General features: G+C 52.1%; 18 protein-coding genes and 3 tRNA genes. 9 read left to right on the forward strand and 12 right to left on the reverse strand.

The features are described from left to right. Nucleotides 1–4 precede the first annotated feature (4 nt). Genes amiB through nnr form a run of 3 tightly spaced genes read right to left on the reverse strand, consistent with a single transcriptional unit; the run spans nt 5 to nt 3,333 of the window. Entirely contained in the window at nt 5–1,336 is a 1,332-nt protein-coding gene (gene amiB, locus HVZ39_RS22400) for an N-acetylmuramoyl-L-alanine amidase AmiB (RefSeq protein ID WP_019078199.1), read from the reverse strand. 16 nt (nt 1,337–1,352) lie between these two features. Continuing rightward, on the reverse strand, nt 1,353–1,814 hold the full coding sequence (tsaE, locus tag HVZ39_RS22405) for a tRNA (adenosine(37)-N6)-threonylcarbamoyltransferase complex ATPase subunit type 1 TsaE (RefSeq protein WP_016151410.1): 462 nt from the start codon (nt 1,812–1,814) through the stop codon (nt 1,353–1,355). Further along, complete coding sequence (nnr, locus tag HVZ39_RS22410) at nt 1,786–3,333, reverse strand: bifunctional ADP-dependent NAD(P)H-hydrate dehydratase/NAD(P)H-hydrate epimerase (protein WP_181632998.1); 1,548 nt, start codon at nt 3,331–3,333, stop codon at nt 1,786–1,788. Before nnr ends, tsaE begins: the two co-directional genes overlap by 29 nt. Between nnr and queG the strand changes: the two genes are divergently transcribed. Next, a complete protein-coding gene (gene queG / locus HVZ39_RS22415; RefSeq protein ID WP_181629326.1) occupies nt 3,332–4,471 on the forward strand; it encodes a tRNA epoxyqueuosine(34) reductase QueG in 1,140 nt (379 codons plus the stop codon). The two genes, nnr and queG, sit on opposite strands and share 2 nt — an antisense overlap. Before the next feature lie 269 nt (nt 4,472–4,740). On the opposite strand, the gene HVZ39_RS22420 is transcribed toward queG, so the two are convergent. The 4 genes from HVZ39_RS22420 to orn form a co-directional block, all read right to left on the reverse strand. Continuing rightward, nucleotides 4,741–4,816, reverse strand: a tRNA-Gly gene (locus tag HVZ39_RS22420). 43 nt (nt 4,817–4,859) lie between these two features. After that, a tRNA-Gly gene (locus tag HVZ39_RS22425) sits at nt 4,860–4,935 on the reverse strand. A gap of 156 nt (nt 4,936–5,091) precedes the next feature. Next, nucleotides 5,092–5,167 (reverse strand) — tRNA-Gly (locus HVZ39_RS22430). A gap of 240 nt (nt 5,168–5,407) precedes the next feature. Continuing rightward, nucleotides 5,408–5,953: an oligoribonuclease gene (gene orn / locus HVZ39_RS22435; RefSeq protein WP_016151407.1), complete on the reverse strand. Its 546-nt coding sequence runs from the start codon at nt 5,951–5,953 to the stop codon at nt 5,408–5,410. 105 nt (nt 5,954–6,058) lie between these two features. Between orn and rsgA the strand changes: the two genes are divergently transcribed. The 3 genes from rsgA to mscM all read left to right on the forward strand — a co-directional run bounded on the left by rsgA (nt 6,059) and on the right by mscM (nt 11,504). Further along, entirely contained in the window at nt 6,059–7,111 is a 1,053-nt protein-coding gene (gene rsgA, locus HVZ39_RS22440; RefSeq protein WP_019078196.1) for a small ribosomal subunit biogenesis GTPase RsgA, read from the forward strand. A 92-nt stretch (nt 7,112–7,203) separates the two neighbouring features. Next, nucleotides 7,204–8,172 (forward strand): archaetidylserine decarboxylase, encoded by a 969-nt coding sequence (gene asd, locus HVZ39_RS22445; protein ID WP_016155504.1) that lies wholly within the window; start codon nt 7,204–7,206, stop codon nt 8,170–8,172. Between the two features lie 17 nt (nt 8,173–8,189). After that, nucleotides 8,190–11,504, forward strand: a complete 3,315-nt coding sequence (gene mscM / locus HVZ39_RS22450; RefSeq protein WP_141876167.1) for a miniconductance mechanosensitive channel MscM — start codon at nt 8,190–8,192, stop codon at nt 11,502–11,504. A gap of 50 nt (nt 11,505–11,554) precedes the next feature. Here the strand turns inward: mscM and HVZ39_RS22455 are convergent, their stop codons facing one another. The 4 genes from HVZ39_RS22455 to epmA all read right to left on the reverse strand — a co-directional run bounded on the left by HVZ39_RS22455 (nt 11,555) and on the right by epmA (nt 15,579). Next, nucleotides 11,555–11,869 carry a YjeO family protein gene (locus HVZ39_RS22455; RefSeq protein ID WP_019078195.1) on the reverse strand — a complete coding sequence of 105 codons (315 nt, stop codon included), beginning with the start codon at nt 11,867–11,869 and terminating at the stop codon, nt 11,555–11,557. Continuing rightward, nucleotides 11,869–12,585, reverse strand: coding sequence for a hypothetical protein (locus HVZ39_RS22460; RefSeq protein WP_077249808.1), 717 nt, complete (start codon nt 12,583–12,585; stop codon nt 11,869–11,871). The genes HVZ39_RS22455 and HVZ39_RS22460 overlap by 1 nt, the downstream gene beginning before the upstream one ends. 299 nt (nt 12,586–12,884) lie before the next feature. Then, nucleotides 12,885–14,387: a glutamate/gamma-aminobutyrate family transporter YjeM gene (gene yjeM / locus HVZ39_RS22465; protein WP_181632999.1), complete on the reverse strand. Its 1,503-nt coding sequence runs from the start codon at nt 14,385–14,387 to the stop codon at nt 12,885–12,887. A gap of 214 nt (nt 14,388–14,601) precedes the next feature. Beyond that, nucleotides 14,602–15,579, reverse strand: a complete 978-nt coding sequence (epmA, locus tag HVZ39_RS22470) for an elongation factor P--(R)-beta-lysine ligase (RefSeq protein ID WP_003830517.1) — start codon at nt 15,577–15,579, stop codon at nt 14,602–14,604. A 324-nt stretch (nt 15,580–15,903) separates the two neighbouring features. Here epmA and frdA point away from each other — a divergent pair, with 324 nt between their 5' ends. The 4 genes from frdA to frdD are packed head-to-tail and all read left to right on the forward strand — an operon-like array spanning nt 15,904 to nt 19,194. Then, nucleotides 15,904–17,694 (forward strand): fumarate reductase (quinol) flavoprotein subunit, encoded by a 1,791-nt coding sequence (gene frdA / locus HVZ39_RS22475; protein WP_016151402.1) that lies wholly within the window; start codon nt 15,904–15,906, stop codon nt 17,692–17,694. Beyond that, nucleotides 17,687–18,421, forward strand: coding sequence for a fumarate reductase iron-sulfur protein (gene frdB, locus HVZ39_RS22480; protein WP_016155500.1), 735 nt, complete (start codon nt 17,687–17,689; stop codon nt 18,419–18,421). The genes frdA and frdB overlap by 8 nt, the downstream gene beginning before the upstream one ends. A 10-nt stretch (nt 18,422–18,431) precedes the next feature. Then, entirely contained in the window at nt 18,432–18,827 is a 396-nt protein-coding gene (gene frdC, locus HVZ39_RS22485; RefSeq protein ID WP_016151401.1) for a fumarate reductase subunit FrdC, read from the forward strand. A gap of 10 nt (nt 18,828–18,837) precedes the next feature. Further along, entirely contained in the window at nt 18,838–19,194 is a 357-nt protein-coding gene (gene frdD / locus HVZ39_RS22490) for a fumarate reductase subunit FrdD (RefSeq protein ID WP_003025535.1), read from the forward strand. A 44-nt stretch (nt 19,195–19,238) separates the two neighbouring features. Here the strand turns inward: frdD and ampR are convergent, their stop codons facing one another. Beyond that, the gene (gene ampR, locus HVZ39_RS22495) at nt 19,239–20,111 is read right to left on the reverse strand and encodes a LysR family transcriptional regulator AmpR (protein WP_181633000.1); all 873 of its coding nucleotides are present in this window, start codon (nt 20,109–20,111) and stop codon (nt 19,239–19,241) included. Nucleotides 20,112–20,242: 131 nt separating this feature from the next. Here ampR and blaCMY point away from each other — a divergent pair, with 131 nt between their 5' ends. Continuing rightward, the gene (gene blaCMY, locus HVZ39_RS22500) at nt 20,243–21,388 is read left to right on the forward strand and encodes a CMY-2 family class C beta-lactamase (protein ID WP_181633001.1); all 1,146 of its coding nucleotides are present in this window, start codon (nt 20,243–20,245) and stop codon (nt 21,386–21,388) included. Nucleotides 21,389–21,479 lie beyond the last annotated feature (91 nt).

Here is a 21,479-nt window from a genome sequence, read left to right on the forward strand (position 1 = left end):
ATCCTTAATTTGTTAACGTGTTGCCAGGCGATACCGCACTCGCGGTTTGCGCCGGTGTGCCTTGAGGCCCGGTTTGCATCGGGTGCGCCTGGAAATAGTTACGCAATCCTTTGTAAATTGCCTCGGCCAGCTGCTGCTGGTAGTCATCACTCGCCAACAGACGCTCTTCGCTGTTGTTACTGATAAAGCCAGTTTCAACCAGCACTGACGGGATATCAGGCGAACGTAATACCCCAAGGCTGGCGTGTTCCGGACGACGCTTATGCATCGAGCCAATACGTTCTAACTGGCCGATCATGCTGGTCGCTACATCATACCCAACGCGTTGCGAATGACCGAACTGCAGATCCAACACGGCCTGGCTGAGATAAGGATCGGACTGGCTGTTTGCCAGAACATCGCCCGCCCCACCCAACAGTTCCGATTGCTTTTCGTGCTGTTCCAGCCAGCCGGCCATCTCACTGTTTGCCCGACGGTTTGACAGTACCCAGACGGAAGCACCAGTGGCATCCCGGTTTGGCGCAGCATCCGCATGAATAGAGACCAGGAAGTTGGCGTTTTGTTTACGCGCAACGTCTGAACGCCCCATCACCGAGATAAAGTAATCGCCATCACGGGTGAGTACGCCTTTAAACATCGGGTCATCATTGAGCAAACTGCGCAGTTTGCGCGCTACGGCAATAGTGACGTTTTTCTCACGTGTGCCACCGGGACCAATAGCGCCAGGATCCTGCCCGCCGTGTCCGGCATCAATGGCGATAACTACTTTTTCGCCGTTACTGGTACTGGCGCGCGCCGCAGGTCGTGTGGAGGTATTACTGTTGGTTACCATCGTGGTGCGATCGTTTTCCGCTTTAAACGGATTACGCGCAGGCTCGGCAGGGCGCGGGGCGATAACCGGCGCTTCAACACGCTTCGCAACCACTGGAGGTGGTGGAGGCGGCGGTGGCGCATCAGCTTTGATGGTAAACACGACGGTATAATTGCCGCCGTTCTGGCGTTTTACGGCTTCGGCTTTGCCGTTCTCGGTTAAATCCACAACCAGGCGCAGAGACTGCGCATCTTTTGGCGTGCCGGAACGGATAGATTTCACCAGATTATTGCCGCTAAACAGCAGCGGTAACCCCTGAATCACACCGGTTTGTTTAATATCCAACGCGACGGTTCGTTTCCCGTCCTGCGAAACTGCGTATTCAGGATCGCCAATAAAGCTCAGCGTAATCCGCGCTTGTTGATCGCCATTGGACACCTGAAGATCGGAGAGGCTGGCGGCCCCTGCCTGCGCGCACAGCAGGACCAGTGTTGCCATCAGCCAGTTTCTGATGCGATAAATCATCCCGCCACCCTTAAGGTTAATCGGCTAAACGCGCCAGCAATAAATCACCCGATGAGGAGACTGCGCTTATGCGCGCCTCTCGACCTTGCGCCTGATATTCAATGTGTATTTCGACGTCCGGGTCTGGCAGTACACCTTTACCTTGTTGCGGCCATTCCACCAGGCAGATGGCGTCATTGGCAAAATAATCGCGGATCCCCATAAACTCCAGCTCCTCTGGGTCCGCAAGTCGGTACAGATCGAAGTGATATACCATCAAATTATCGAGCGAATAGGGTTCAACCAGCGTATAGGTGGGGCTTTTTACATTTCCTTTGTGACCTAACGCCTGCAGGAATCCCCGGCTGAAAGTGGTTTTACCCGCCCCCAAGTCGCCGTACAAATAAATTACCGTCGCGCCATCACAGGCTTTGGCTACCCGCAGTCCCAGGTCTAAAGTCGCCTGCTCATCAGGTAGTGGAATTACTCGATTCATCATGATAAACGTCAATCACATCAGGGTTAACAATACGCTGTAGCGTGGTAAAGAGATCTGTCGCCAGCATGCCGCGCGTACCAAAACGCGCCGCCAGCACATCCGCCGCCGCACCGTGCGCGACACATCCCGCACATGCCGCATCATACGGGGTAAGCTTCTGTCCGAGCAATGCGCCAATAATACCGGAAAGCACATCACCCATTCCGCCGCTGGCCATTCCAGCATTGCCGGTATCAATAATACCCAATTCGGCCTGTTCGGCAGCAACAACCGTACCCGCGCCTTTCAGCACGACGACGCCTCCGTACCGTTTTACCAGACGTTGTGCACAAAGTAATCGATCGTCTTCAATTTCTGCAATGGAACAGCCCAGAAGTCGCGCGGCTTCACCAGGATGCGGCGTGATCACGCGATTGTGACGTTTATCGGGGTTGATTGCCAGCAGGTTCAACGCATCCGCATCCCAGAGCATCGGTTTGCGAAAATTCTCTACCTTCTGCAGCGCTTTTTTACCCCATTCCTGCTGACCAAGCCCTGGTCCTATTACCACAACATCCGCCCACGCCAGGCTCTCCTCCAGAGTCTGCGGCGTCAGCGCATCGACCATCAGTTCCGGTCTGGCAGTCAGAATAGGCGCAATATTTTCACTACGGGTCAGCACTTTAACCAGCCCGGCTCCTGCACGCAGCGCCGCTTCACCGGCCATGCGTATTGCGCCAGCCGTGCCGTGGTCACCACCGATGATCACCAGCCGACCGTGGGAGCCTTTGTGCGAGGTGGGTCGACGCGGCGTTAACCAGTGTACAAGCTGTTGAGCATCAAACCGTTGCAGCGGCGCGTTCTGTCCCGCCAGCCAGTCGTCCAGTCCGAGTGCGTTAACATGCAGGCGTCCGGTGACATCGCGCGCTTTACCGGTTAGCAGACCAGGCTTTAACGCAATAAAGGTCACGGTGTGCGCAGCATTGATAACCGCACCCGGCGCCGCGCCCGTCTGCGCCAGCAGGCCGGATGGAATGTCTATCGCCACGACAGGGGCAGGATGGTGATTGGCACGTTCGATCAATGCTGAGAGAGGCTCACGCGGCGCGTGTTTTAAGCCCGTGCCTGTCAGCGCATCAATAATGACGTCCACGCGATCTGGCCAGTTGATATCCGCAGCATGAATGACGCCACCGGCGTTAAGCCAGGCGTCGCGCGCCTGCTGTGCTTCCTCGGGGAGCGCTTTATCACTCTCCTGCGCCAGCAACGTAATATCAAGCCCCTGAGCTTTGGCAAGCCTTGCCACCACGTAACCATCACCACCGTTGTTGCCATGACCACATAGCACCAGCCAGTGCTGAGCGTTTGGATATGTCTCGCAGGTGACCTGAAACGCCGCCTCTCCCGCCCGTTGCATCAGCTCGTACAACGTCAGTCCTAAACTGTCTGCCGCCTCTCGCTCCATCCGCCTGATGTCATCGGCGTGCCAAATGGAGTGTGGTATACTTGCGGGGTTTTTCTTCATTGTATGGTCCGTCATGTCAGAGCCCCTCGATCTCAATCAGTTAGCGCAAAATATTAAGCAGTGGGGGCTGGAGCTTGGCTTTCAGCAGGTCGGTATTGCCGATACCGACCTCAGCGAAGCGGAGCCCAAACTGCAGGCCTGGCTGGATAAACACTATCACGGCGAGATGGACTGGATGGCCCGTCACGGCATGATGCGCGCCCGACCTCACGAATTATTACCCGGTACGTTACGTGTCATCAGCGTACGTATGAACTATCTTCCTGCCAATGCGGCCTTTGCCAGCACGTTGAAAAACCCCTCTCTGGGTTACGTCAGCCGTTACGCGCTTGGGCGCGACTACCATAAACTGCTGCGTAACCGCTTAAAAAAGCTGGGGGAGAGAATTCAACAGCACTGCGTTTCGCTGAATTTTAGACCTTTTGTCGATTCTGCGCCCATTCTTGAGCGTCCATTAGCGGAAAAAGCCGGGCTTGGCTGGACAGGTAAGCACTCACTTATCCTCAATCGCGAAGCTGGTTCATTTTTCTTCCTCGGGGAATTACTGATCGATTTGCCCCTGCCGGTCGACAACCCAGTAGAAGAAGGATGCGGGAAATGCGTCGCCTGTATGACCATCTGTCCCACCGGGGCCATCGTTGAACCCTACACGGTAGATGCGCGCCGCTGTATCTCTTATCTCACTATCGAACTGGAAGGCCCGATCCCGGAAGAATTTCGTCCCCTGTTGGGGAATCGAATTTACGGCTGCGATGATTGCCAGCTCATTTGCCCGTGGAACCGATACTCGCAGTTGACGACAGAGGATGACTTCAACCCACGCAAACAACTTCATGCTCCAGAGTTAATAGAGCTGTTTAGCTGGAGCGAAGCGTGGTTTTTAAAAGTCACGGAGGGGTCTGCTATTCGTCGTATTGGTCACCTGCGCTGGCTGCGAAATATCGCCGTTGCGCTGGGTAATGCCCCATGGGATGAAGCCGTTATTCACGCGCTGGAAAGTCGCAGAGGTGAGCACCCACTTCTCGACGAACACATAGAGTGGGCGGTTGCTCAGCAAATCGAGAAGCGAAATGCCTGCGTAGTTGAAGTGCAGTTACCGAAGAAACAACGTTTGGTCAGGGTCATTGAAAAGGGTCTGCCGCGTGACGCTTAAGTCATCCACAGCTTGTGTATAAAAATAAAAACACATTGATATTCAAGAGGGAAAAAATCGTCAAGTGATCGCATTAACAATTTGAAATGATAATTAATTCAATATCTTCAAAGAGTTAAAATGATACTATTCACCCGACTAAGTTTTTTGCATTCCAGGAATAATACCCGAACCTGTGGATAAGTCTGTTTACAAGAGTATGTCAATGACGAAACAAAACGTCCCCAACGTATTTATTCGCTGTGGATATTTTTATTGGGGTAAGAATTTGGAGCGGGAAACGAGACTCGAACTCGCGACCCCGACCTTGGCAAGGTCGTGCTCTACCAACTGAGCTATTCCCGCTTGGGTGTGTCTGTGCTTTGTAGACATAAGCACTTTCAAATTTTGGAGCGGGAAACGAGACTCGAACTCGCGACCCCGACCTTGGCAAGGTCGTGCTCTACCAACTGAGCTATTCCCGCTTAATCTTCGTCTTTCGAACCGCTACTGCGTTGGCTGCCTTCATTCGCCTAAGTCACTTACTTCGGTAAGCTTCTAAGGACTCATTCAGTTGCCGCCTTGTCGCAATTCGAAATTCTGCGATTGGTGGTCTGTGCTTTACAAGCACTTTCAAATTTTGGAGCGGGAAACGAGACTCGAACTCGCGACCCCGACCTTGGCAAGGTCGTGCTCTACCAACTGAGCTATTCCCGCAAATTTGTACTGCTTTTGCTGCTGCCGTAACGTGTAATTCTCTGTCGTTACGGGAGGCGCATTATACGAGAAATCCGTTTAGCTGCAACCCCCCTAAAAGCGATTTTTTCGTTTTTCTGTTTAAATGCTGAATTTATCGGCAAGTCGTCTAATTTAGCGACAATCATACCTCAGTGCAAGCGCGCAGGAACGATATTCGTAGGCCGGGTAAGCCACAGCGCCGTCCGGCCATCCACAAAATCAAAGCTTAATAAAATGTTCGCGATAGTAAGCAAGCTCAGCAACAGATTCACGAATATCGTCCATCGCCTGATGCGTTCCCTGCTTGGTGAAGCCAGCAAGAATTTCCGGCTTCCAACGACGCGCCAGCTCTTTCAGAGTACTGACGTCAAGATAGCGATAATGGAAATACGCCTCCAGCTCCGGCATGTATTTAAACAGGAAACGACGATCCTGACCGATGCTGTTGCCGCAGATAGGTGATTTCCCTTCTGGAACCCACTCTTTCAAAAAAGCAAGCGTAGCCAGTTCAGCTTCACGATCCCCCATGGTGCTCGCCTTCACGCGATCCACTAGCCCACTACCGGTATGCGTACGTACGTTCCAGTCATCCATTAATGCCAACTGTTCGTCGGACTGGTGCACCGCAATTGTCGGTCCTTCAGCCAAAATATTCAGGTTGGCATCCGTCACCAGCGTGGCTATCTCAATTATGCGATCGCGCTCGGGATCCAGACCTGTCATCTCCAGATCGATCCAAATCAGGTTGTTTTCATTGGCACTCATGCTATTTTCCACCCTTCAGCGTCACATTCAGTGTGACTATATTCATCTAAAATTGCGTGTATCATAAATGTTTTGCCCATTATGGGCGACCAGGAGTCAGTCCGATTGAGTAAGAATAAACTCTCCAAAGGCCAACAGCGCCGTGTGAACGCCAATCACCAGCGTCGTCTGAAAACGTCCACGGAGAAGCCAGACTACGACGACAACCTGTTTGGCGAAACCGCTGAAGGCATCGTTATCAGCCGTTTTGGCATGCATGCCGACGTGGAATCTGCTGACGGTGAGATTCACCGCTGCAACATCCGCCGTACAATTCGCTCGCTGGTGACCGGCGATCGCGTTGTCTGGCGCCCGGGAAAAGCAGCAGCAGAAGGCGTGAATGTCAAAGGCATCGTTGAAGCGGTACACGAGCGTACCTCGGTACTGACACGTCCCGACTTTTACGACGGAGTGAAACCCATTGCCGCCAACATCAACCAGATCGTTATTGTCTCAGCCATCTTACCCGAGCTGTCACTCAATATTATCGACCGGTATCTGGTAGCCTGTGAAACGCTACACGTTGAACCAATTATCGTCTTGAATAAGATCGATCTGCTGGATGACGAAGGCATGGCCTTTGTTAACGAACAGATGGATATTTATCGCCACATTGGCTATCGCGTGTTGATGGTATCAAGCCGCACTAAAGACGGCCTGAAACCGCTTGAAGAAGCATTAACCGATCGCATCAGCATTTTTGCCGGTCAGTCGGGCGTTGGTAAATCTAGCCTGCTCAATAATCTTCTCGGCCTGCAGGAAGAGATCCTGACCAACGATGTCTCCGACAACTCCGGCCTTGGACAGCACACCACCACTGCCTCTCGCCTGTATCATTTCCCGCACGGTGGCGACGTTATCGACTCCCCTGGCGTACGTGAGTTCGGGTTGTGGCATCTGGAGCCGGAACAAATCACACATGGTTTTGTCGAATTCCATGACTACCTGGGCCACTGCAAATACCGCGACTGCAAGCATGATACCGATCCAGGCTGCGCTATCCGTGAGGCCGTAGAAAAAGGGGCAATAGCTGAAACTCGGTTTGAAAATTATCACCGCATCCTGGAAAGCATGGCGCAGGTAAAAACACGTAAAAACTTTTCTGATACAGACAACTGACAACTAAGCTAAGCATCGCTAGAATCGTCCCCCTTTTTTCAGGATCCGGCCCGTATGCCGGATCGGGAACAAATTATGGCCTGGAGGCTACCTTGTTAAACTCATTTAAGCTTTCGCTACAATACATTCTGCCGAAACTATGGCTCACTCGCCTGGCGGGTTGGGGTGCGAGCAAACGAGCAGGATGGCTGACTAAACTGGTTATCGATCTGTTCGTGAAATATTACAAGGTCGATATGAAAGAGGCGCAAAAGCCGGACACCGCCAGCTATCGCACCTTTAACGACTTCTTTGTTCGCCCACTGCGCGACGACGTTCGCCCGATTAACACCGATCCAAACGTACTGGTCATGCCTGCTGACGGCGTGATTAACCAGTTAGGAAACATCGAAGAAGACAAACTACTGCAGGCCAAAGGGCACAGCTATACCCTTGAAGCACTGCTGGCCGGCAACTACCAGATGGCGGACAAATTCCGCAACGGTACGTTTGTGACCACTTACTTATCTCCACGCGATTACCACCGTGTACATATGCCGTGTAACGGTATCCTGCGTGAAATGATGTACGTGCCAGGCGATCTCTTCTCTGTAAATATCCTGACTGCGCAAAACGTTCCAAACCTGTTTGCACGCAACGAACGCGTAATCTGTCTGTTTGATACCGAATTTGGCCCGATGGTGCAGATTCTGGTCGGCGCGACCATCGTCGGCAGTATTGAAACCGCATGGGCTGGCACCATTACCCCACCGCGTGAAGGCGTCATCAAACGCTGGACCTGGCCGGAAGGCGAAAGCGAAGGGTCGGTGGCGCTGCTGAAAGGTCAGGAAATGGGCCGCTTTAAGCTCGGTTCCACCGTTATCAACCTGTTCGCGCCTGGCAAAGTTAACCTGGTTGAGCAGTTGCAGGACCTTTCAGTGACCAAAATCGGCCAGCCAATGGCCATCTCGACCGAGACATTCGTGACGCCAGAGGCAGAACCTGCCCCGCTTGCGAAAGAAGAGATCGAAGCAGAACACGACGCCAGCCCGCTGGTTGACGACAAAAAAGACGAAAGTTAAACATAGGAATCGCTGCTGTGCGCCTGATTATCACTTTTCTGATGGCCTGGTGCCTCAGCCTGGGGGCGTACGCTGCGACGGCCCCCGATGCCAAACAACTCACCCAGGAACTGGAGCAGGCAAAAGCGGCGAAACCTGCTCAGCCAGAAACCGTCGAGGCGCTCCAGTCCGCGCTGAATGCCCTCGAGGAGCGTAAAGGTTCTCTCGAACGTGCCCAGCAATATCAGCAGGTTATTGATAACTTCCCCAAGCTGTCCGCAACATTACGCGCGCAGCTTAGCAACCTGCGCGACGAACCGCGCAATGTGCCAACCGGACTCACCACCGATGCGTTAAACCAGGAGATCCTCCAGGTCAGCAGCCAACTGTTGGAAAAGAGTCGTCAGGCCCAGCAGGAGCAGGATCGCGCCCGGGAAATCGCCGACTCGTTAAGCCAGCTTCCTCAACAGCAAACCGATGCCCGCCGCCAGCTAAATGAGCTTGAGCGACGTATTGGTACCGCCAACTCTAATCCCGCGCAGAATCAGGCGATGCAGGCTGAATCCGCCAAACTCAAAGCCCTGGTCGATGAACTGGAGCTGGCGCAGCTTTCCGCTAATAACCGCCAGGAGCTGGCGCGTATGCGCTCAGAGCTGGCGGAAAAACAGAGCCAGCAGCTCGATACTTACCTGCAGGCTTTGCGCAACCAGCTCAACAGTCAACGTCAGCGTGAGGCAGAGCGAGCGCTGGAAAGCACCGAACTGTTGGCGGAAAACAGCGCGGGACTGCCGGAAGGTATTATCGACCAGTTCAAGGTTAACCGCGAACTGTCTCAGGCATTAAACCAGCAGGCGCAACGTATGGACCTGGTCGCCTCGCAACAGCGTCAAGCCGCCAGCCAAACGCTACAGGTGCGCCAGGCATTGAATACGCTGCGAGAGCAGTCTCAGTGGCTTGGGGTCTCAAATATGCTGGGAGAAGCACTGCGCGCGCAGGTATCCCGTTTACCGGAAATGCCCAAGCCTCAGCAGTTGGATACCGAAATGGCGCAGCTTCGCGTGCACCGTATGCGCTATGAGGATCTCCTCAACAAACAGCCGCAGTTGCGTCAGATTCATCAGGCCGATGGACAACCGCTGACCGCTGAACAGAGCAGCATTCTCAACGCCCAGTTACGCACCCAGCGTGAGCTGTTGAACTCTTTGTTACAGGGCGGCGATACGCTGATCCTTGAGCTGACCAAGCTCAAAGTCTCTAATAGCCAACTGGAAGATGCGCTAAAAGAGGTCAACGAAGCAACGCACCGTTATCTGTTCTGGACGTCGGACGTTAGCCCCATCTCCCTCTCCTGGCCTGTCGACATCGTCCAGGATCTGCGGCGTCTGATCTCATTAGATACGTTTAATCAGTTGGGCAAAGCCAGCATCATGATGCTGACCAGCAAAGAAACGCTGCTGCCGCTTTTCGCAGCATTGGTGCTGGTTGGCTTTAGCCTCTCTTCGCGCAAACACTTCACCCGTTTTCTGGAGCGTTCATCTGCGCGAGTCGGGAAAGTCACCCAGGACCACTTCTGGCTGACGATACGCACGGTGTTCTGGTCGATACTCGTCGCTTCTCCGTTGCCGGTGCTGTGGGCAACGCTCGGTTACGGATTGCAGGAAGCCTGGCCTTATCCATTGGCTGTCGCTATCGGCGATGGCGTTACCGCCACGGTGCCCATGCTGTGGGCAGTAATGATTTGCGCCACCTTTGCGCGCCCCAACGGTCTGTTCATTGCCCACTTTGGCTGGCCGCGTAACCGCGTCGCGAAAGCCATGCACTATTACCTGATGAGTATCGGGCTGATTGTGCCGCTGATCATGGCGGTGATTATGTTTGATAATCTCAATGACCGGGAATTCTCCGCCTCACTGGGGCGTCTGTGCTTTATTCTGATTTGCGGTGCGCTGGCGGTCGTGACCCTGAGCCTGAAACGCGCCGGAATACCGCTGTACCTCGATAAAGAAGGCAACAGCGATAACATGGTCAACAGCATGCTGTGGAATATGCTGATGGGCGCACCGCTGATTGCCATTCTCGCTGCGGCAGTGGGCTATCTCGCCACGTCGCAAGCTTTATTGGCGCGTCTGGAAACGTCCGTAGCTATCTGGTTCTTGTTACTGGTGGTGTATCACGTTATCCGCCGCTGGATGCTGATCCAGCGCCGCCGGCTGGCGTTTGACCGCGCCAAGCATCGACGTGCTGAAATGCTGGCGCAGCGCGCACGGGGTGAAGAAGAACCAGCGCATTCCACCAGCCTTGAAGGCACGATTGATGTTGATGAAAGCGAAGTGGATCTGGATGCTATCAGCGCGCAATCACTGCGCCTGGTGCGCTCTATCCTGATGCTTATCGCCCTGCTCTCGGTCATTGTGCTGTGGTCAGAAATTCATTCCGCTTTCGGCTTCCTGGAAAATATCTCGTTGTGGGATGTCACCTCCACGGTGCAGGGTGTGGAAAGTTTAGAGCCGATAACTCTGGGTGCAGTGCTTATCGCAATCCTGGTGTTTATCATCACTACCCAGTTAGTGCGCAACCTGCCCGCGCTGCTTGAGCTGGCGCTACTGCAACATCTCGATTTAACCCCCGGCACCGGTTACGCCATCACCACCATCACCAAGTACCTGCTGATGCTGATTGGCGGTCTGGTTGGCTTCTCAATGATCGGTATTGAGTGGTCCAAACTGCAATGGCTGGTAGCGGCTCTCGGTGTCGGTCTGGGCTTTGGTTTGCAGGAGATCTTCGCCAACTTTATTTCCGGCCTGATTATCCTGTTTGAAAAACCAATCCGCATTGGCGACACGGTGACGATTCGCGATCTTACCGGTAGCGTGACGAAAATTAATACCCGCGCCACGACCATCAGCGACTGGGACCGCAAAGAGATCATCGTGCCCAACAAAGCCTTTATCACCGAGCAGTTTATCAACTGGTCGTTATCGGATTCGGTCACCCGTGTGGTATTAACCATCCCGGCACCGTCGGAGGCTAACAGCGAGGAGGTTACGCAGATCCTGCTTACTGCCGCACAACGCTGCTCACTGGTTATCGATAACCCGGCGCCAGAAGTCTTCCTGGTTGACCTGCAGCAAGGGATTCAAATCTTCGAACTGCGTATTTATGCCGCTGAGATGGGGCATCGTATGCCGCTGCGCCACGAAATCCACCAGCTGATTCTGGCAGGCTTCCGCGAGCACGGTATCGATATGCCGTTCCCACCGTTCCAGATGCGTCTGGAGAGCCTCGGCGGTAAGCAAACGGGAAGAACCTTAAGTTCTGCGGGCAGAAGCAGTCGCCCGGCGGGGAGTTTGTAAGTCATGCCACAATAAGACGTGAGGTGTGCTTACACTACCCAGCGTCTTATTTACCAGCATAATTGATATCTAATGATAAAACGCCATAACCAAAAAAGCAGGAGAGTCGCCATGATAGAATATTGCCAGATACCGCGCTGTCTTCTCCATACGATCGCATAGATAAAAGGAATAAACAGAGGTAGTGTTAAGATTATGCCCACAGAACGAACATCGTCGTCCTCAATATAATTCATGACATCACAGACATTATTAATTCCCCTACCGTCAATAAACCATTCCTTGTCCTGAGTTGAAAACATAATTATCAATATAATGCTAACTATGCCCCAGATGAAATTCAATGTAAAAGACTTCCAACTCATTAGCCGCCTCGCATAATTTTAAGTATTGCATCTTTCTTTTCTATAATTCGACGACCATATTCACTATACTCACGATCCGGAAAACCGGGTTGTTCACTAATAGATTGGATAATATCCTTTTTATTTCTCATGGTTCCACGATTATATCTAGAACCAGCCAATATTATTTGTTCATCTGTCAAGTACATAGTATCAGAATCTGGATTGTCATATAAAATAAGATCGCGTAAATGGAATGCTACAACCCGAATATTAAAGTGGTTATCAAGCAAACACTGCGACAAGCGGAATTGCTGAAAATGTGTCAGTTTATCTGGGTGAATACCTATTGTTCTTGCTGCAACGCCTATCTGGATAGCAACTGAACCGACAGATGTAGCATTCGACCATTCATTGCTGCTCTTTCCCAATACTTCTTCAATTACCTGTCTAAATTGCAGAACACCAACACCTTTAAATCTCTCTGGAGTTCCGCCAACTTCTGCGACAGCAACACCTGCAAGGAGTAATTCTGGGACTCTTGCTTCATAAGCACATTGTTTTATAATAGTTCTATGGTGAATTAACCAAGCCGTTTTATAATACCAAAGATATGATTTCCCAGTCATAAAACGCCAATTGGTAGGCAGGGCATACCAACGGAAAAAATCCAACCCGTTCCAATGAGGAAAACCATATTCGTCTATCTCACAAAATGGCGGAGAGCTGATCATCATAAAAATTTAATCACCAAGGCAATGTAAACATTGACCTAACAATAGCCATGATTCTCAACCAGTAATGAGACAGATATCACAAGCATAAAAGGAAAAATCAGAAGTTATATTTTTAAAATAAATTCATAGCAGCAATCATTTCCAATTATACAATATCACCCCAAGATGATTGTCATAATAAATATATCATAGATATACACACGAATATCATTTTGATAAATTATAAAAATGATTTAATACGAACAAAGCCCGGACGGTATCCCTATCGGGCTTTGCGGAAATTCAATATTTATCTTTCCTTAGTCTGTCACCCACCGGGGGAGTTTCACCATACGACGGCTGTAGTTCTGATAAATCGCCATTGCCAACAGCGAGAAGAAGATCGGGCCTCCGGTCATCCACAATGCGCTGTTCCAGTCCCCTGCTTCAATCACCGGCTGGATGATGGTGAACACATTGGCAAACGTCACCACCAGCACAACCACCGATGTGGCCAGTAACGTCGCCGCTCGGGTTTTAAAGACAACAAACGGTCTTTCCAGGCCCGTACGGGCTTTAAAGAACGGAAACGCCAGCGCGAGGAACAGATACGGCAGCGTCATCGAGACGTTCGCCATCAGCGTCAGTTTGTTATAGAACGCTGAAGCCGTATCGCCGCCAAACGAAACCAGCAGGATAAACAGGCTCACCAGCAGGCACTGCAACCACATTGCCGTCGTCGGCATCCCCACGGCATTTAGTTTGGTCATCGGCGCTGGCCACAGCGCCTTCGGCGTTCCCTGAATAATCGCTTTTAGTGGCGAATAGCTGAGCGTGAAAAAAGCGCCGGTATAGGCGAGAAACATAGAAAGCCCGGTGATACGCGCGAACCACACCCCCGTCACCATCGCGGTTTCAGGAGAAACATGCAGCGCGTTACCTAACGTCATCCCGAGGCTTTTCATCAGGATATACGTTATATTGCCGAGGTTGACCGAGCTATTGCTTAATACTTGCTGCCAGTTGGTGCTAACGCCCCATAAAAATATGGCCAGTGAATAACCGACAGAAATGACAATCGCGGCAAAGACAATGCCTTTCGCAAAGTTCTTTTCTGGCTTTTCTGTTTTATCAACTAATCCACCCACGGCTTCTATTCCGCCGTATGCAAAAATGGCAAACACAACAAATGACAACATGGCCAGACCGGACTGATATCCCGGATTAGGTGAGGAGATGAAATTAATATCCTGCGCAAAGTGACCACCAGTTAATAACAAAATAGCGACACTCACTAACAACAGAACTAAATTAAGGCACATTACGGCAATTCCGCCTACAGCCGTAATACGAGCAATCTTATTAATACCCCGGGAGGCCACGCAGGTTACCAGAATCATCCAACCGACGGCGAGCAACCCGACGACCTGCGTAGGCTCAAGCCCCGCAAAACGCCAGTGCTGCGTCATGTCTGCGCCAAATAAGAAGGTTGAAAAAGGTACCCAGACTTTCGCTGCGGTACTTACCATCCATATCACATAGGAAGAAAACCACATAAACGTGCCGATAAACGCATAGCGTGGCCCAACGCTATTATTCATCCACGAATAGATTCCTCCCTCTTCTTTCCGATAGGCAGCCCCCATTTCCGCCATCATTAAAGCAAATGGGATAAAGAATAATAATGCAGAAAATATATACCACGGAATCGCGCTATACCCCATTAGATAGAATGCGGAGGGGCTATTCGCAAAACCGAAAACAGACGTAAATATCATGAGGATGAGACCTATTAGGCTCATCTTTTTTATTGTTTGGGTCATTAAACCATCCCTTACTCTGGCAAGCGTTTAACAAACGCCACTCACCGGTTGGCACTGCCCTCTTTTCAGAGTTCAGCGATAGAAAAATCAACACAGAATTGATACCTGAACGATATCAAATATCCAGGAGTAAATTGTGGCTATTAGAGGGTAAATGAAAAAATATGCTACAAAGTGGCTATTTCACCGCCACTTTGTATTGAAGGAGAGTGCGTTACGCGCGATCGACGGTAAATGCGATAACCTCGGCCAGGCTCTCTGCGCCCAACGCCAGCATCACCAGACGGTCAACGCCCAGCGCCACGCCAGAACAATCCGGCATACCCACTTTTAACGCTTCAAGCAGGTTGGTGTCGATAGGCTGCTGCGGCAAGCCACGTGCGGCACGTTTGCGGTTATCCTGCTCAAACCGCTGCTGCTGTTCGCGCGCGTCGGTCAATTCATGGAAACCATTCGCCAGCTCAATACCTTTGTAGTAAACCTCGAAACGTTCAGCCACGCGGTGATCTTCGGTACTGATTTGCGCCAGTGATGCCTGGCTGGCCGGGAAATGATACACAAACGTCGGTTTGTCTTTGCCAATATGCGGCTCAACGCCCATCGTAAACAGCAACTGCAGTAAGGTGTCCCGGTCTTCTTCGGTATCGGCGATATTACTGAGATCCAATTTCGCCGCCACTTCCCGCAGTTGGGTTTTATCTGCAGACAGCGGGTCTATCTCCAGATGGCGCTGGAAGGCTTGCTGGTAAGAGAGACTTTCCGCAGGTGAGCAGTCCAGCACCTGCTGGAGCAAATCATCCACTTCATTCATCAGGCGATACATATCGTAGTGCGGACGATACCACTCGAGCATAGTGAATTCAGGGTTATGATGACGCCCCATCTCTTCATTACGGAAGCTGCGGCACAGTTGATACACCGGGCCGCATCCTGCCACCAGCAGGCGCTTCATATGGTATTCCGGGCTGGTCATTAAATAGAGATTCATTCCCTGGGAGTGTCCAGGGCCGACGAAACGCGTTTCGAACGGGAACAGATGGATGTCCGTTACCGTTGCCTGACTCATACAAGGGGTCTCAACCTCAAGCACGCCACGATCGGCAAAAAAGCGGCGAATCTCCGCTATAATTGCCGCACGTTTTAACAGATTGGGGATGGACGCGCTCGGCTGCCAGGTTGCCGTTTCGCTCATGGTTGTTTCTCCGATTTAAGACAAGGGCACGAAGTCTACTCGTATCGCGTTAACGAGACAAATTTCGCGCGCCAATAATCCACACTGGCAATTGGATAAAAAAAGCGACATGGGGTGGTTTAGTAATTAAATTAATCAAATTCAATGATAATTCCCCCCTTTGACACGCTAAAAAAATCGAACACGTCAAATTTCCCGCACATCCCTGAGACTATACTATTGTACCTATAAAGGAGCAGTGGAAACGCGTTCATAACCTGTTTGAAGCCGATGAAGCATCTGATTTCAGGCAGGAATGAAATAACAACAATCTGGAGGAATGTCGTGCAAACCTTTCAAGCCGATCTTGCCATTATAGGCGCCGGTGGCGCGGGATTACGTGCTGCAATTGCTGCCGCACAAGCAAATCCCAACGCTAAAATCGCACTGATCTCAAAAGTGTACCCAATGCGCAGCCATACCGTTGCTGCCGAAGGCGGCTCTGCTGCTGTCGCGCAGGATCATGACAGCTTTGACTACCATTTTCACGATACGGTAGCAGGCGGAGACTGGCTGTGTGAGCAGGATGTCGTGGATTACTTTGTCCACCACTGCCCAACTGAAATGACGCAACTGGAACAATGGGGCTGCCCATGGAGCCGCCGTGAAGACGGTAGCGTCAACGTACGTCGCTTCGGCGGTATGAAAATCGAGCGTACCTGGTTTGCCGCGGATAAAACCGGCTTCCACATGTTGCATACGCTGTTCCAAACATCTTTGCAGTTCCCGCAGATTCAGCGCTTTGACGAACACTTCGTTCTGGATATCCTGGTTGATGATGGCCATGCTCGCGGCCTGGTTGCCATGAACATGATGGAAGGCACGCTGATGCAGATCCGTGCTAATGCTGTTGTGATGGCAACGGGCGGCGCAGGTCGTGTTTACCGTTACAACACCAACGGCGGCATCGTAACTGGCGACGGTATGGGCATGGCGCTGAGCCACGGCGTTCCGCTGCGTGATATGGAATTCGTTCAGTATCACCCGACGGGTCTGCCAGGCTCTGGTATCCTGATGACCGAAGGCTGCCGTGGTGAAGGCGGTATCCTGGTCAACAAAAACGGCTACCGTTATCTGCAAGATTACGGCATGGGTCCGGAAACCCCGCTGGGCGAACCGAAAAACAAATACATGGAACTCGGTCCGCGCGACAAAGTTTCTCAGGCTTTCTGGCACGAATGGCGTAAAGGTAACACCATTTCCACCCCGCGTGGCGATGTGGTTCACCTCGACCTGCGTCACCTCGGCGAGAAAAAACTGCTCGAACGTTTACCGTTCATCTGCGAACTGGCGAAAGCCTACGTGGGTGTCGATCCGGTTAAAGAGCCGATCCCGGTACGTCCTACCGCGCACTACACCATGGGCGGTATCGAAACCGATCAGCACTGTGAAACCCGCATTAAAGGTCTGTTCGCTGTGGGCGAATGTTCCTCTGTTGGTCTGCATGGCGCTAACCGTCTGGGTTCTAACTCCCTGGCGGAACTCGTGGTCTTCGGTCGTATGGCCGGTGAACAGGCTGCAGAACGTGCTGCAACGGCTGGCGCTGCAAACAGTGCCGCGCTCGATGCGCAGGTTGCTGGCGTTGAAAAACGTCTGAAAGATCTGGTTAACCAGGAAGGTAACGAAAACTGGTCTAAGATCCGTGACGAAATGGGCCTGTCCATGGAAGAAGGTTGCGGTATCTACCGTACACCGGAACTCATGCAGAAAACCGTTGATAAACTAGCGGAGCTGCAGGAACGCTTCAAGCGCGTCCGTATCACTGATACCTCCAGCGTCTTCAACACCGACCTGCTGTACACCATCGAACTGGGTCACGGTCTGAACGTTGCTGAATGTATGGCGCACTCTGCTCTGGCGCGTAAAGAATCCCGCGGCGCGCATCAGCGTCTGGATGAAGGCTGCACCGAGCGTGACGATGTGAACTTCCTCAAACACACCCTCGCCTTCCGCGATGCTGACGGCACGACTCGCCTGGAATACAGCGACGTGAAAATCACCACTCTGCCACCGGCTAAACGTGTTTACGGTGGCGAAGCGGAAGCAGCCGATAAGAAGGAGAAGGCGAATGGCTGAGATGAAAAACCTGAAAGTTGAGGTGGTGCGCTATAACCCGGAAACCGATACCGCGCCGCACAGTGCTTTCTACGAAGTTCCTTATGATGAAACCACGTCACTGCTGGATGCGCTGGGCTACATCAAGGATAACCTGGCACCGGACCTGAGCTACCGCTGGTCCTGCCGTATGGCGATCTGCGGCTCCTGCGGCATGATGGTCAACAATGTACCTAAACTGGCGTGCAAAACCTTCCTGCGTGATTACACCAGCGGCATGAAGGTTGAAGCGCTGGGCAACTTCCCGATTGAGCGCGATCTGGTCGTCGACATGACGCACTTTATCGAAAGCCTGGAAGCGATCAAACCGTACATCATCGGTAACCCGCGTACACCGGATCAGGGTCCAAACACCCAGACTCCGGCGCAGATGGCGAAGTATCATCAGTTCTCCGGTTGCATCAACTGTGGTCTGTGCTACGCCGCGTGCCCGCAGTTCGGCCTGAACCCAGAGTTCATTGGACCGGCTGCGATTACGCTGGCGCATCGTTACAACGAAGATAGCCGCGACCACGGTAAGAAGGAGCGTATGGCTCAGTTGAACAGCCCGAACGGCGTCTGGTCCTGTACTTTTGTGGGCTACTGCTCCGAAGTCTGCCCGAAACACGTCGATCCGGCTGCGGCCATTCAGCAGGGTAAAGTTGAAAGTTCAAAAGACTTTCTTATCGCTACCCTGAAACCACGCTAAGGAGTGCACGATGACGACTAAACGCAAACCCTATGTGCGACCAATGACGTCCACCTGGTGGAAAAAGCTGCCATTTTATCGTTTTTACATGCTGCGCGAAGGCACGGCGGTTCCGGCAGTCTGGTTCAGCATTGAACTGATTATCGGCCTGTTTGCACTCAAGCATGGTGCAGAGTCCTGGATGGGCTTTGTCGCCTTTTTGCAAAACCCGGTGGTGGTGATCCTGAATATTATCGCCCTGGCAGCAGCGCTGCTGCATACCAAAACCTGGTTTGAGCTGGCGCCAAAAGCTGCCAACATCATCGTAAAAGACGAAAAAATGGGGCCAGAGCCGATCATCAAAGGTCTCTGGGCAGTTACTGTGGTTGCGACAGTAGTAATACTGTTTGTTGCCCTGTTCTGGTAAGGAGTCCGGAATGATTAATCCAAATCCAAAACGCTCTGACGAACCCGTATTCTGGGGCCTGTTTGGTGCAGGCGGTATGTGGAGCGCAATCATTGCGCCGGTGATGATCCTGCTGGTCGGCATTATGCTGCCGCTGGGCTTTGTTCCTGATGCTTTCAGCTATGAACGCGTACTGGCATTCGCTCAGAGCTTCATCGGACGTGCGTTTCTGTTCCTGATGATCGTTCTGCCGCTGTGGTGTGGTTTACACCGTATGCACCACGCGATGCATGACCTGAAAATCCACGTGCCTGCGGGCAAATGGGTATTCTACGGACTGGCAGCTATCCTGACCGTTGTAACGGCTATTGGGATCCTGACCATCTAATCGCATGCGTTAATTATCAGGCCCGCCAATGGCGGGCCTTTTTATTAGTGCAGCATCCCGGTCAACCAGCGGGAAAACTCACGCATCGCGGGCGTCTCCGGACGAGATTGTAAACGCGTTATCCAGTAACTCCCCAGATCAATCTGCGTTAGAAAAGGCTGCACGATACGTTCACTACTGAGCAAATGCGTGAACATTCTTACCGGTGCAATTGCCACACCAATCCCCGCCTGCGCGGCTTCCAGCATTGAGACGGACGAGTCAAACACCACCACGTTGTGCGTCGGTGACGGAGGCGCTTCTCCGGCGGCCTGCATCCAAAGCGTCCATTCATCACGCCGATACGATCGTAATAACGGAAATTTCAGGATGTCCACAGGTGCTTTAATCTGCGAGGCCAATGTCGGTGAACACAGCGGAGACATCAGCGCGCTACACAAATATTGCGAATCGGTATCGTGCCAGGCTCCTCCTCCGTAGCGAATAGTATAATCCAGCCCTTCGGCGGCGGGATCCACACGGTTATTGTGGGTGGAAATATGCAAATCAATATGCGGACAGTGGCGCTTAAAGTCGCTCAACAGAGGGAAAAGACAACCGACCGCAAAGGTCCCCACCACGCCAATTTTAAGTTTTTCCTGAGTCTGTTTAGTGGCAAAACGATCCAGCATCCCCGCCATACGATCGAAAGAGTCATTAAGTACAGGTAACAGACTTTCCCCTTCAGTCGTCAACATTAACCCTCGAGAACCACGCACAAAAAGCTGACAATTCAGCTGTTGCTCCAGCGCTTTCACATGCTGGCTTATTGCAGAATGCGTCACGTTGAGCTCAATCGCAGCGCGGGTAAAGCTGAGATGTCTGGCCGCTGCTTCAAAAGCCCGCAGCGAGTTAAGGGGGATATAGCTACGCGTCATTATCTGGCCTGTTAGAAAAACTTATATCTGCTGCTAAATTTAACCGTTTGTCAACACGATGCAAATCAAACACACTGATTACGTCTGACGGGCCCGGACATCCTTTCGCTTTTAATTACGGAACTGATTTCATGATGAAAAAATCGATATGCTGCGCGCTGCTGCTGACAGCTTCTTTCTCCACGTTTGCCGCCGCAAAAACAGAACAACAAATTGCCGATATCGTTAACCGTACCATCACACCGCTGATGCAGGAGCAGGCTATTCCGGGTATGGCCGTTGCGATTATCTATCAGGGGAAACCTTATTACTTTACCTGGGGTAAAGCCGATATCGCCAATAACCGTCCAGTCACTCAACAAACGCTGTTTGAACTCGGATCGGTCAGTAAAACGTTCAACGGCGTGCTGGGCGGCGATGCTATCGCCCGCGGCGAAATTAAGCTCAGCGATCCGGTCACGCATTACTGGCCTGAACTGACTGGTAAGCAGTGGCAGGGTATCAGCCTGCTGCACTTAGCCACCTACACGGCAGGCGGCCTGCCGCTTCAGGTTCCGGACGACATTACGGATAAAGCCGCGTTACTACGCTTTTATCAAAACTGGCAGCCGCAATGGGCCCCAGGCGCTAAACGTCTTTATGCTAACTCCAGCATTGGTCTGTTTGGTGCCCTGGCGGTCAAACCCTCAGGCATGAGCTACGAAGAGGCGATGACCAAACGCGTCCTGCGCCCCTTAAAACTGGCGCATACCTGGATTACGGTTCCGCAGAGCGAACAAAAAGATTATGCCTGGGGTTATCGCGAAGGAAAGCCAGTGCATGTATCCCCTGGCCAACTTGATGCCGAAGCCTACGGGGTGAAATCGAGCGTTATCGATATGACCCGTTGGGTTCAGGCCAACATGGACGCCAGCCAGGTTCAGGAGAAAACGCTCCAGCAGGGCATCGAGCTTGCGCAGTCACGTTACTGGCGTGTTGGCGATATGTACCAGGGCCTGGGCTGGGAGATGCTGAACTGGCCGGTGAAAGCCGACTCGATAATTAGCGGTAGCGACAGCAAAGTGGCACTGGCAGCGCTTCCTGCCGTTGAGGTAAACCCGCCCGCGCCTGCCGTGAAAGCCTCATGGGTGCATAAAACGGGCTCCACTGGCGGATTCGGCAGCTACGTTGCTTTCGTTCCAGAAAAAAACCTTGGCATCGTGATGCTGGCAAACAAGAGCTACCCAAACCCTGTTCGCGTCGAGGCCGCCTGGCGCATTCTTGAAAAACTGCAGTAACGGACAAGGAGGCCCTGGATATTGGGCTTCCTTTCTTTCTCTTTTTTTCCTGCTGTCATCTACACTTAACAAAAATCCAGCAAGGAAAATC

The sequence above is a fragment of the Citrobacter sp. RHB35-C21 genome (genome assembly GCF_013816515.1).
Classification (GTDB): Bacteria; Pseudomonadota; Gammaproteobacteria; order Enterobacterales; family Enterobacteriaceae; genus Citrobacter; species Citrobacter braakii.

What these genes read in the sequence shown, in the direction of transcription:
- yjeM (WP_181632999.1), bottom strand. Translation starts at nt 14,387, where the DNA reads ATGACCCAAACAATAAAAAAGATGAGCCTAATAGGTCTCATCCTCATG.
- ampR (WP_181633000.1), bottom strand. Translation starts at nt 20,111, where the DNA reads ATGACGCGTAGCTATATCCCCCTTAACTCGCTGCGGGCTTTTGAAGCA.
- tsaE (WP_016151410.1), bottom strand. Translation starts at nt 1,814, where the DNA reads ATGATGAATCGAGTAATTCCACTACCTGATGAGCAGGCGACTTTAGAC.
- blaCMY (WP_181633001.1), top strand. Translation starts at nt 20,243, where the DNA reads ATGATGAAAAAATCGATATGCTGCGCGCTGCTGCTGACAGCTTCTTTC.
- HVZ39_RS22460 (WP_077249808.1), bottom strand. Translation starts at nt 12,585, where the DNA reads ATGATGATCAGCTCTCCGCCATTTTGTGAGATAGACGAATATGGTTTT.
- frdB (WP_016155500.1), top strand. Translation starts at nt 17,687, where the DNA reads ATGGCTGAGATGAAAAACCTGAAAGTTGAGGTGGTGCGCTATAACCCG.
- epmA (WP_003830517.1), bottom strand. Translation starts at nt 15,579, where the DNA reads ATGAGCGAAACGGCAACCTGGCAGCCGAGCGCGTCCATCCCCAATCTG.
- HVZ39_RS22455 (WP_019078195.1), bottom strand. Translation starts at nt 11,869, where the DNA reads ATGAGTTGGAAGTCTTTTACATTGAATTTCATCTGGGGCATAGTTAGC.
- orn (WP_016151407.1), bottom strand. Translation starts at nt 5,953, where the DNA reads ATGAGTGCCAATGAAAACAACCTGATTTGGATCGATCTGGAGATGACA.
- frdD (WP_003025535.1), top strand. Translation starts at nt 18,838, where the DNA reads ATGATTAATCCAAATCCAAAACGCTCTGACGAACCCGTATTCTGGGGC.
- nnr (WP_181632998.1), bottom strand. Translation starts at nt 3,333, where the DNA reads ATGACGGACCATACAATGAAGAAAAACCCCGCAAGTATACCACACTCC.
- queG (WP_181629326.1), top strand. Translation starts at nt 3,332, where the DNA reads ATGTCAGAGCCCCTCGATCTCAATCAGTTAGCGCAAAATATTAAGCAG.
- amiB (WP_019078199.1), bottom strand. Translation starts at nt 1,336, where the DNA reads ATGATTTATCGCATCAGAAACTGGCTGATGGCAACACTGGTCCTGCTG.
- frdC (WP_016151401.1), top strand. Translation starts at nt 18,432, where the DNA reads ATGACGACTAAACGCAAACCCTATGTGCGACCAATGACGTCCACCTGG.